11 protein-coding genes and 1 pseudogene are annotated in these 10550 nt (G+C 54.2%); 4 read left to right on the top strand and 8 right to left on the bottom strand.

All coding sequences use genetic code 11. The annotated features are described in order from the left end of the window. A pseudogene (locus tag G113_RS20700) lies at positions 1 to 209 on the bottom strand (hypothetical protein); the annotation flags it as partial. A gap of 764 nt (positions 210 to 973) precedes the next feature. Between G113_RS20700 and G113_RS15785 the strand changes: the two are divergent. Beyond that, positions 974 to 1552: a PhnA domain-containing protein gene (locus tag G113_RS15785; RefSeq protein WP_040319309.1), complete on the top strand. Its 579-nt coding sequence runs from the start codon at positions 974 to 976 to the stop codon at positions 1550 to 1552. Between the two features lie 76 nt (positions 1553 to 1628). On the opposite strand, the gene G113_RS15780 is transcribed toward G113_RS15785, so the two are convergent. Next, on the bottom strand, positions 1629 to 2861 hold the full coding sequence (locus tag G113_RS15780; RefSeq protein ID WP_005906715.1) for a sensor domain-containing diguanylate cyclase: 1233 nt from the start codon (positions 2859 to 2861) through the stop codon (positions 1629 to 1631). Between the two features lie 568 nt (positions 2862 to 3429). Between G113_RS15780 and G113_RS15775 the strand changes: the two genes are divergently transcribed. Next, positions 3430 to 3612: a hypothetical protein gene (locus G113_RS15775; protein WP_005906713.1), complete on the top strand. Its 183-nt coding sequence runs from the start codon at positions 3430 to 3432 to the stop codon at positions 3610 to 3612. A 418-nt stretch (positions 3613 to 4030) separates the two neighbouring features. Beyond that, positions 4031 to 4666 carry a LysE family translocator gene (locus tag G113_RS15770; RefSeq protein ID WP_005906711.1) on the top strand — a complete coding sequence of 212 codons (636 nt, stop codon included), beginning with the start codon at positions 4031 to 4033 and terminating at the stop codon, positions 4664 to 4666. 127 nt (positions 4667 to 4793) lie between these two features. Here the strand turns inward: G113_RS15770 and G113_RS15765 are convergent, their stop codons facing one another. Next, positions 4794 to 5792 (bottom strand): Wadjet anti-phage system protein JetD domain-containing protein, encoded by a 999-nt coding sequence (locus tag G113_RS15765; protein ID WP_005906710.1) that lies wholly within the window; start codon positions 5790 to 5792, stop codon positions 4794 to 4796. 496 nt (positions 5793 to 6288) lie between these two features. Between G113_RS15765 and G113_RS15760 the strand changes: the two genes are divergently transcribed. Beyond that, positions 6289 to 6498, top strand: coding sequence for a hypothetical protein (locus G113_RS15760; RefSeq protein ID WP_005906707.1), 210 nt, complete (start codon positions 6289 to 6291; stop codon positions 6496 to 6498). A 102-nt stretch (positions 6499 to 6600) separates the two neighbouring features. Here G113_RS15760 and G113_RS15755 read toward each other — a convergent pair whose 3' ends face one another. The 5 genes from G113_RS15755 to G113_RS15735 form a co-directional block, all read right to left on the bottom strand. Next, a complete protein-coding gene (locus G113_RS15755; RefSeq protein WP_407919107.1) occupies positions 6601 to 7389 on the bottom strand; it encodes a hypothetical protein in 789 nt (262 codons plus the stop codon). A gap of 832 nt (positions 7390 to 8221) precedes the next feature. Further along, entirely contained in the window at positions 8222 to 8530 is a 309-nt protein-coding gene (locus G113_RS15750; protein WP_005906705.1) for a putative quinol monooxygenase, read from the bottom strand. A 208-nt stretch (positions 8531 to 8738) separates the two neighbouring features. After that, positions 8739 to 9098: an SH3 domain-containing protein gene (locus G113_RS15745; protein ID WP_040319308.1), complete on the bottom strand. Its 360-nt coding sequence runs from the start codon at positions 9096 to 9098 to the stop codon at positions 8739 to 8741. Between the two features lie 259 nt (positions 9099 to 9357). Then, the gene (locus G113_RS15740) at positions 9358 to 9747 is read right to left on the bottom strand and encodes a septal ring lytic transglycosylase RlpA family protein (protein ID WP_005906701.1); all 390 of its coding nucleotides are present in this window, start codon (positions 9745 to 9747) and stop codon (positions 9358 to 9360) included. 140 nt (positions 9748 to 9887) lie between these two features. Beyond that, a partial coding sequence (locus G113_RS15735) for an SbcC/MukB-like Walker B domain-containing protein (protein WP_269077645.1) occupies positions 9888 to 10550 on the bottom strand: 663 nt, incomplete at its 5' end.

Raw genomic sequence — 10550 nt, 5'->3', positions numbered from 1 at the left:
TCGGGCCTGGGCCAGGGTACGCCCATTGGCATAGAGGGCAAGGCGGTAGTCGGCGAGGTTCAGCGCCGTGCTACCCACGGTTGCTCAGCTCGACCGCCTTGTTGTTGCCGGTATCCTTCCAGATACTCGGTGATGAGTAATTGGGCATGGGTTTGCCCTGACAGGGCCAGACCAACGGCCGCTGCTATCAGTGAATGTCGTCCAGACATAAGCCAGTATTCCTTTTTATTGGTAAGTTCGTTAATTACCCGCCAGGCGGGCAGCACCTTATTTCATCTGCATTGGCTGGGCCAAATACCGCGCTAATGTGCCAGTTTGGCTCCCTTCATGCCGCGAGCTGGTTAACAATTACAGGAATTTGTTGCGCGTAAGTGACAGCACTGACGATGGCAGACTGAAATAACGTTCAATAAATCAACAACGGAAGAAATATTGCTGGGGAATACCACGAGAGAGCCCGCAGACATCAGCGCATCACCGGGCGATGAGTTCCTGGCTCATCATTAATCACCACCATAAAAATTCAATATAAACAGATGAATAGGTATTTTTTGTCGTTTCAAAATCCCAAGGGAGACTATTTTGATGACAACAACAAATGAACAAATACTAATTCCAATGCCATATAAAGAGAGTGGGAATAACCGTCAAAAGATGACGCACCATGACCCTACCAAGAAGCATCCCTCTTCGCTGGATATAATTTCCGCAACACCCATGGCAAGCACCCAGCAGGTAAGCCGCCATCATGGCGTACAAATAACCATTAATATCGCCCCTATCCAGCTTGACCGCCAATTGCAATCTCCTCCCCCCATATAGGGTTTGGGTGGCGGCATGGCCCTGCCGCTTTTCCCTGACAAATAGAGGGGCTTTGTGCTATATTGCGGCCCCTGTTATGGCGCCCGCCCAAGGTGCGCCTCGAATCACCTATCAGGCCCAGCGGGCCTATCATCATCCGGGACTCCTTGATATGACCATCAATGCCATCTTGCAGGCGCGCGCTGGCGCCAAGTGTGAACTGTGCAGTGCCGAACAGGCCCTGACTGCCTATCAGGTTCCCCACTCTCCTGCACAAAATGATGATCACAGTGCCGCCCTGTGTGCGACTTGCCTTGGCCAGCTGGAACAGCCTGACACCACAGTCGTCAACCATTGGCGCTGCCTGGGCGACAGCATGTGGAGCCAGGTCCCTGCGGTGCAGGTACTGGCATGGCGCCAGCTCAAGTATCTAACTGGCCAGGGCGAAGTCTGGGCTCAGGATCTGCTCGACATGATGTACATGGAAGAGGAGACCAAGAGCTGGGCCGAAGCTGGCGTCAGCGCAGAAGATGACGATAGCGTTGCGACCATAGACTCCAACGGCGCCGTGCTGCAAGAGGGTGATGCCGTCACCCTGATCAAGGATCTTGAGGTCAAAGGGGGTGGCTTTACCGCCAAACGCGGCACCCTGGTCAAAGGCATACGCCTGACCAACAATCCGCTGCATATCGAAGGCAAGGTCAACGGTGTGCAGATAGTGCTGGTTGCGGCCTACCTGAAGAAAGCCTGACACCTCAGCCAAACCAAACAAGCGCCCTGCGGGGCGCTTGTTTGTTGAGGGGATGACCTGCCTTCTGCTAGCGTCCCTAGCTCTCTTTCTCCCCTTCCCCATGAAGACAAACTCGATTGCGCCCCGTCCGTTTGGCGTGATAGAGCGCCTGATCGGCCTGCTCCAGCAGCGCCGCACAAGGGATGGTGCTGCCGGGCGTCACGCCACTCACCCCGATACTGATGGACAGCGGCACCAGACTGTCTGAGCAACGCAGATCCATTGCCGCCACGGCCCGTCGCAGCCGCTCCGCGACCTTGACCCCTTGCTCAAGCTCCGTTTGCGCCAGGATCAACATGAACTCCTCCCCGCCATAACGCCCCAGTCGGTCGCTGTCGCGCAGCTGCCCGCTCAACACCTGTACCAACTGCTGCAACACCTTATCTCCGGCGGGGTGGCCATGGCTGTCATTGATCTGCTTGAAGTGATCCAGATCCAGCATCAGCAGGCAGAGTGGCGCCTTGTTGCGACCTGCCAGCTGCATCTGCTGCTCGAAGAGCGCCATGATGGCGCCACGATTGAGGGTCCCGGTCAAGGCATCCCGGCAAGACTGCTCCCTGAGCCGGGCCAGGGCATCTTCGAGTTGCACATTGAGTTCATGTACCTGCCGGTAGAGCTGCGCCTTCTCGATGATGGAGGAGACGATACGAGCCAGGTAGACGAACACCTCCTGGTGGAGTTTCTGGTAGGTGTGTTTGCTGGCGCTGGAGAAGAAGAGAAAACCTATCCCCTTGCCTTCAACCTGCAACGGACAGGTCAGGCTGGATCGCACCCCCTCCTGCAGCACTAGTCGGGTCGAGAGGGAGTTGGGGTGCTTGGCCAGGTAAGCCTCGAGATCGTTGATGATCCTCGGCTCCCCTGTCGCCAGAACTTGCTCCAGGCTGCTCCCTGCCAAGGTGGCGCGATAGCCGTCCTTGAGGCGCATCGACAGACTGATCCGGCTCTTTGACCAGAAGGAGCGTACCCGCGCACCCTCGTCACAGAGCAGGGCACAACCGATGCGATCATAGGGGATGAACTCAGCAAAGGTGTCATAGATGAGGGTGAGGGTATCTTCGATGAAAAGCCCCTTGTTGACCTCCGCCGTGATCTCCTGCAGCCGGTGCAGTTCGCGAAAGCGCCTGTCGAGAGTAACTGCCAGCTCGTTGAGCTCCTCGATAAGGGGAGTCAGCCCCTCATCCTCCGTGGTCGGATACCTGACATCGAAACGACCCGCTTTGAGGGCGCGGATCATGGCTTGCAAGGGGGACAATTCGGCAGAAATAGACATGGCTGACAACTTATATGCTTTAAAAATACTTGGCCAGTATACCTTTTTCGCCGATATTACCGTGCAGCGAGATCAACCAAGTGATGCTAAATAACTCATCACAGACCGTGATAGAAAATAAACATTGTCGCAGTGATAACAGATATTTAATCGGTTAAGCCCAGGTTCAGGCATCCATTTATATTTTATGTTAGCCATCCAGCTTGCTTTATAGGGAGCGAAACAGAATACGGAGGGAATAATAAACTCGGCAATGAGACAGGCGTGTTAAATGAATATCTGTCCGTGTTGCTATCGGCAATAACAGCCCGCCTTTTTATCTGACCGGCAGCCCCGGCCGCTCGCTGAGTTTGCCATGGCACAGACGATGGCTCCCCTCGTATTGACTCTGCCACCCAGCTCTATTTTTTGCCTTGTCGCTCTGCCCAGCAGCCCAGTCCTGCCCATGGCAAGCCCCCTTGCAATGGCTGACTAGTCAGCGTATGGCTACCATATGATGCTATTTTCACTTGCTTTGCTGTAAAAATGCACTACAGTGTATATACATTGGCGATACGCGAGAAACCAGATGGAACAGGTGCCACGCAAGCGGGCCAGCAAGCCCAAGAAGGACGCCCAACTAATCATCCGCCTCTCAGGTGAGGAGCGGGATCAATTTATCGACCTGTGTGAGCAGCAAGACAGCTCGGCCTCCCGAGAGATCCGCCGCTTCATTCGGCAATATATTCGCTCACAGCAAGACGATAAGTAACCCTTACCATCAGTCAGTCGTCGATGGAGAGACCACCCTGAGTACTCGGTACTCACATTAAGGAAGAATAGAAAATGGCTAAGGCATCCAAGAAAGACATCAAGAAGAAAATTGAAGCTCGTCAGGCCAAGATCGCCAAGCACGAAGGCAAGATCAAGAAGTTGAAGAAAGCCCTGAAATAAGGGCCGCCATGATGAAGAAAACCGCCTGAGGGCGGTTTTTTATATTCAGAAGATGAGATTAACAACCTTATCTCCAGGCAAGATCGGCCCCTTCCCCGACACCGCGTGCCACCCGAAAGTTTTGCACAGACAAGCACTCGCAACCCCTGCTGCAGGGCTTGGTCGAGCAGTGGAATATCTTGCTGGACGGCTCCCTTGGCACACCGCATGATGAGTTCTTTTTACAAGGGATATGTATGAACCTGCACACATGGACGTTGTTCCTGCTGGCTTATCTGCTGGCAACTCTGACCCCGGGCCCCAATGTCTTGCTGGTCATCAAGCATGGCCTGCAACTCGGTTGGCGGGCAGCGCTGCTCACCATAAGCGCAAATCTTGTCTGTCAGGCCATTTTCATCTTGCTGGTCGCCATGGGTATAGGCGCACTGTTGCAGACACTGCCGCCCCTGTTCCTCGCCCTCAAGTTGGCTGGCGGCGGCTACCTCATCTACCTCGGCGGCAAGGCGCTGCGAGCGACCAAGTCGGCGAACCAGGGAGTGACTCTGACCGATTCGCCAGCCAAATCCAGGTCCAGTGTCGCCCTGTGGCGGCAAGCCTTTCTGGTTTCGGCCAGTAACCCCAAGACCATTATTTTTCTCTGCGCCTTGTTGCCCCAGTTTCTCGACCACCAGAGCCCACTGCCGCTTCAGTTTTTTGTCATGTACCTGACCATTTGCGCCATCGTCAGCCTGGTGCATCTGAGCTATGTCGCCTTGGCCAGGCGCGCCGGTAGCTACTTCAACCCGGTTTGCAGTCAACGACTCTTTACCCGCCTTACCGGTGGACTCTTTATGACACTCGGCAGCGCCATTGTGTTGAGTGGTCGGCCTTAAGGTTCACTTCCACCACCGAAAAAGATGTCACTTGGTGCTCCCCAAAATATTGGTCACTCTGGCGCTTTTTCCATGACTGGACCTTTGAGGAATTGATGCCATGAAAGGCCGATCTTTTATTGCACTGTTAAATCTGGGTTTCAGAAATAGGCCATGACTTCCAACGCCTGGCCGATATCAGAACTTCCTGTTCCAACCACATTTTATTGGTTATTAACTGAGCCAAGCTTTCAGTAAATACGCTGTTTGACTGGACGCTAGCTAGCCGCCAAGGGATCTTCCCTCTGCGACTTTTTTGCCCCTCTAAATGGCGGAGCAAGGGGCGAGCATAGTGATGCGCATATTCAATAAGATTTTCTGGCAACCAAAGTGCTAAAGGCCTTTCCACGGCGGCAGCCAGCCCAGCGGCAATATCCAAACCACGCTGATCCAGATCGCCAAAGTGAGCCCAGGAAATTGCAGCAGGCAATAAAGGTAGCACTTGCTTGGCCAGAACCGTATTGCGACCCGGCACATAGAGCAGCAGTTCACCCTGTTGCAGAGGGTAATCCACAAAGGCACCTTTGTTCCCCACCGTGACAATTTGCTGATCCTGCCACTCAATACTTTGCAACTTGGTCAAAGCACGCTCTGGTAAGACAATCTCACCCAACACGTTCAGGCTTTCATCTGCACAATAACGGCGGCCATCTTTCCACAACAGAGACAGTGATACATCGCTGCGAAGCCGAATAACTTCATCACTAAACACCCGAACTCCCAGTGCCTCAGCCCGCGCCAACTGGCTGGGCGATAAGGTGGCTTTACAATCCTTCAACCAGATCCCACTCAGGGTTGCACTGTTAATACTGGTGGGTAAATGCCCCGCTAACTCTGCCAGTAGCGCTTCACCCGACCAACGTTGCTCACCTTCTGTTTCAGCAAGCTTCTTTATCAAAAATTCACGCCCCCGCGCAGTCAACTGACGCCGAGCCCCTAGCCCCATGGGTTGCACACCACCAATACTCTTGAGCATCTCATCGAGCTCTCGACCTACATGGCTGGTGAGCAAGATCCCTTGCCCAGCTGCCAACGCCAGCAGGCGCTCACTCAATGCACGTATCTCAATGCGCTCGAAAAAAGCCACTTTTATCTTCCTCTGGTCTTGATTGACGACTGTTGACTCACATCAACAACGCCTTGCCGGATAGCCGGATCGCACTGCCGGGTTCCGCCGGGTGCTCGGCATGCAGGCGCAATCTCATGCCCATGTATTCCCCCTAAATAGGGTCAATTCCGCCCCCGTGGGGCCCCTGGATCTCACGCAGATACCCGGCAAAAACCGCGGTGGCCGAGCCTTCATAAACACCACCATCGGCAAAGGGTGCTATGCGCGTCAACTCAGGCGCACATTGCGCCATGACCACGCCTTGTCTTGCTGTAGATAATCGCGGCACCTGCACCATGAGATAACCCAGGGCTAATCCTTGAAAATTCGGGCGATGACCCCATGCATTAGATAACAATCCCGGCTTGCCGGTTAAATTAATGCCACACTGGCGCCGCTTGGGCGCCGCGGATCCGGGCATGGGCAACTAGCCTTGTGATCTGTGTCTGTATATGGTCCAGCAGTGGAGCACCTTATGTATTCTTACACTCTCACCTTCAAAGAGCAGATAGACAAGTTGACGAGCGTTGAACAGGAGATCAGCTTGCAAAGTCCTGCCCAGGCGGGCGATTTCATCATTCTCTCCGATGGCAGCCGTCATCAGGTGATGTTTGTCACCCATCGCACCCACTACAGCAGTCTTTATCTCGATAAAGGGGTGCGCGCGCCTCAGGATCAAGCCTGAGTCAGGCCCCGCCGGACAGACATAAAAAATGAGCGCCAGCTGGCCGCTCATTTTGTCTACCTGCAAGTTGACTATCCTGCGGCCAGATAGGCCTTGATACCATTACTGCGCCGCAAGAACCGGCTGTCGCAATATCTCAATGCCATTTTTATAGACCACCAGGGCTCCCGGCGGGCTATCGTTCTCCCCCATGACAATCACCTCACAGTGATATTGGTAGGGGCCACTTTTAAATTGAAATGAGTGATTGCCACCGCTGCCGTCAAATAGCAACCTGCCCTGTTTCAATACCAGATCCGGCTTTTCATTGAGCGATTTACCCTTGTTCCAGGAGGCGTAACGATATTGGCCATTCCCCATATCATCGATACGAATCATGAATTTATCAGTCTGCCACATCAGCTCGGGACGCTCATATTCCCGCAAGCTCGGATGCAGAGCGGATTTTTGCTTGGCAATGAGACTGGCTTTTAGTCTGGCTTCCAGAGGGGTTTGATAATTGACGCCAATGATCTTGCCATCATAATCCATCCACACCTCACCATTGCCCAGCATGATGCCGCGCCACCCCACGCTCTGCCAATCTTGTTCGACACCGGATTGCGCTATGGTGCCCAGCAGTGCGTCATCAAATACCTCGTCAAAACGCGTCAGCATCTCCTGCTGATTGTTGATTGCGGCAAGGGGATATTCTCGTTTGAGCGGATAGGATATCTGTCTGGCAATGGCTTGATGGTCCTTAGTCTTGGCCGCATCGATGAAAGCGTACACAGAGGGGCGATATTCAGCAGGCAGCCCCTCGTCAGCATAGACAGAGGCCGCTCCCGCTACCTGTCCCAGCAACAGGCCCCCCAATACTCCCAATCGCACAAGTGCAGTCTTGCATGACATATTAAAGAGCGTGGTTACATGCCGTTTAGCGTCTTTCATCTATTCCCCAATTCTTATCAATCATCATAAAGTTATGCTATGCCCATATTTTATTCTGACTTGTCTTGACGCCACTTGACGCATCAGTACTGAGAGAAAATCAATGAACACATCGCCATGACGATGAATGCCTTCATGCTACCTGACAACAGTGACAAGATCACGGCCATTGGTTGTAACACCCGTAATCTAATGGTACCCATCCAATGTTTGTTTAGTGATTAAAGTGACTCGACATCCAGAGCCGCTCTATATCTAAATTCGATCACGACAACGGTTGTTCACTCATGAGAAACCCACGACAACCAGTATTATCAAGACTCACGTCAATCACTTTCACTGAAAAGACATCGAATGATACGGTGCTGGCAGATAAATATTCACTTGTTTGGTGACCATAAGCTGGATATTGATATTTGTATCACGCAAGTCACGCTGTATAAAAGCACATTGAATAGACATATATTTACATTCTTTCAGCCCCCCTTTGAGTAACGGCAGCAGCTTGCTGCTTATGACTTTTATGTGTCATCAATCGTGGCCACGACATTAATAGACCCGGATATAATTGTTGTTTGGCCATCTTAGCATTTTTGATATGAGGAGGAGGTTGTGGCAGGGCTCCCTGCTGGCGCAATAAAGGGGCAATCAGTCGCCAAGCTTTGCCACTAGACGATGGCAGCAAAAAGCTGCCATTCAGCTGGCTGAGGGCAGTATATGTACACGTCTCGCAGTCATGACTCTCTATGGAACATGGTGATTGTTGGGCCAGCTTTCGACCCAACACCATTGACTATTGAACCACCTCTTCCATGAAAATCAGCCGCAGCGGCTCTGCCAACAACTCATCGGCCTGATTGGCAAAGGCCTGAAAATAGTCGGTCGCACAATGGGCATCGAGGGCCGCCTGGCTGACAAAGGCCTCACGCATATAGAAAGTGCCCGGCTCGTCACGCAGTTCAAACAACACATAATCCAGATTACCGGGCTCTTGCCGCGTGGGCTCGACCAGTGTAAGCAACTCATGGCGCAGGCGCTCCCGCATTCCCGCCTTCGCCGTCAGCACGGCGATAGATACCAGTTTGTCCGCTTCTCTCTTCATCATCACACTCCGTTATCAAGGGGAACAATGGCAAAGAAGACCCCCTCACAACGGCTTGTCACCGGACTAAGGGCTCCCTCTTCAACCTGAGAGGCAGTGTAAGAGCGAATCATTGATGCGTATAGACAGACAATATGGACAGATTGTTCACCATAGAGAACAAATCTCGGGGCAATCGCGAAGATCCGCCGCCACCCCATGAGCTCGTCTATATCTCCCTGAGATTGGCCAGCGGCACCCAGCCAGAGGCGCTGCCACCAGCCTTCTCACACCAGATCCAGCCGTTGAGCGCCCGCGTACCGCGCAGTTGGTCACCCACTTGCACGTTCAGTTCCCTGGCCGTGTAGTCCTCCCGGGCGCGAGCCTCGCCCTCACCCATCCACTCGATGATCTGCGCGGGCACCCAGCCACCTTGCTGCCCCGTGCAATGGCAGAAGAACCAGTCATGCCAATCCTCTTCCCCAACATACTTTTCACCAACGGTGAGCGGGGTCCCTTTGCTGAAGGTGATGGGGTCAGGGTATTCGCTACTGTGCACAGTGATGACGAGAAAGGCTTTGCTGTCCATCTTCATATGTTCCTTGAGGATAGGGGTTGGAGTGATGATCCCATGAATCAGGGCTGCGAGCGTTTGCAGCGAACCGATGCCGGGTGGCGGGCAAGCTGCTGGCGAAAACGGAACTGCAAATCTTCCCACAGCAGGCCACCCGCCATGGGAATAGGTCAGTGTGCAAAAGGCGCCATCTGCTCTCAAATGAGCATGTCTTGCCTCGGCCGACAAGGCGGTGAACCACACTGGCCCGCGTGCCAATGCGCAACTTTGCCCCCTACAACACCTCGATATTGACCTTGATGAGGCCGGCACGGGTATTGCCGATGGCGCTGAACGCCGCTTTGGAGAGATCGATTACCCGCCCTCTCGGGAAGTTGCCTCTGTCATTGACCCGCACCACCACGCTCTTGCCATTGGCAATATTGGTTACCTTCACCATGGAGCCAAAAGGCAGGGCCATGTGAGCCGCCGTTTTGGCGCTGTTTTTATAGGGTTCACCACTGGCGGTTTTCTTGTTGTGATAGCGATCGCTATAGAAAGAGGCCAGCCCGGTTTGGGTGTAACCGCGCCAGTTGCCGCCCTTGCCTGGATCTGGCTGGCTGCTGCAGGCCGCGAGCAGCAGACACAGGGAGGCCAGCAGCCCTTTTTGCACATTCAACGTCATTATGACTTCCTCGATTCGATACACGGCCAACTCGTCATAGCCAATCCGGCTCACCCTACAGGCCGCCCACTTTCGCATACTTCCCATATAAAACGGGAGGCCCAAGCCCCCCGTTTTAGTGATTGCTCCGTCAGCCCCTGTCAGGCGATGAGCTTGTCATCGGCGAAGCCGAAGCCGCGCAGCCCCACCACGTGCACGTGTTCGTGCTTGCCCTGTACCTTGCGGATGAGCTTGTAGGTAGTGCCCTTCTCGGGGCTGATGTTCTCCGGCGCCGCAATAAGCAGCTGCATGTCCTGGCGCTCGCACAGCTCGAACAGGGTGGCGATGGATTTGCCATCCAGGCGCGCCGCTTCGTCCAGGAACAACAGACGGCAAGGGGCGATATCCTTGCCGCGCAGGCGGCGGGACTCCTCCTCCCAGCTGATCAGCACCATCAAGAGGATGGCCTGACCGGTACCGATTGCCTCGCCGGTGGAGAGGGCGCCGCTCTCGGCCCGCAGCCAGCCATCGGCCCCGCGCTGTACCTCGATTTCGAGCTCCAGGTAGTTGCGATAATCGAGCAAGACATCGCCCATCACCTGATAGTTGCGATCCCCCTGCTCGGTTTGCGGGTTGAGGCGCTGGAACAGCTTGGCCATGGCCTCGGAGAAGCTGAGCTCCTTGTCGGCGAACAGATCGTTGTGCATGGCGGTCTGATCCGCCAGCGCGGTGAGAAGGCGGGTATGGGCCTCGCGGATGTTGACGTTGAGGCGCACCCCGCGCACCAGACCGAAGGCGATGTTCTGCAGGCCCTGGTTGAGCAC

This window comes from Aeromonas molluscorum 848 (assembly GCF_000388115.1).
GTDB classification, from domain to species: domain Bacteria; phylum Pseudomonadota; class Gammaproteobacteria; order Enterobacterales; family Aeromonadaceae; genus Aeromonas; species Aeromonas molluscorum.
This window is presented reverse-complemented; position numbering and strand designations above follow the sequence as displayed.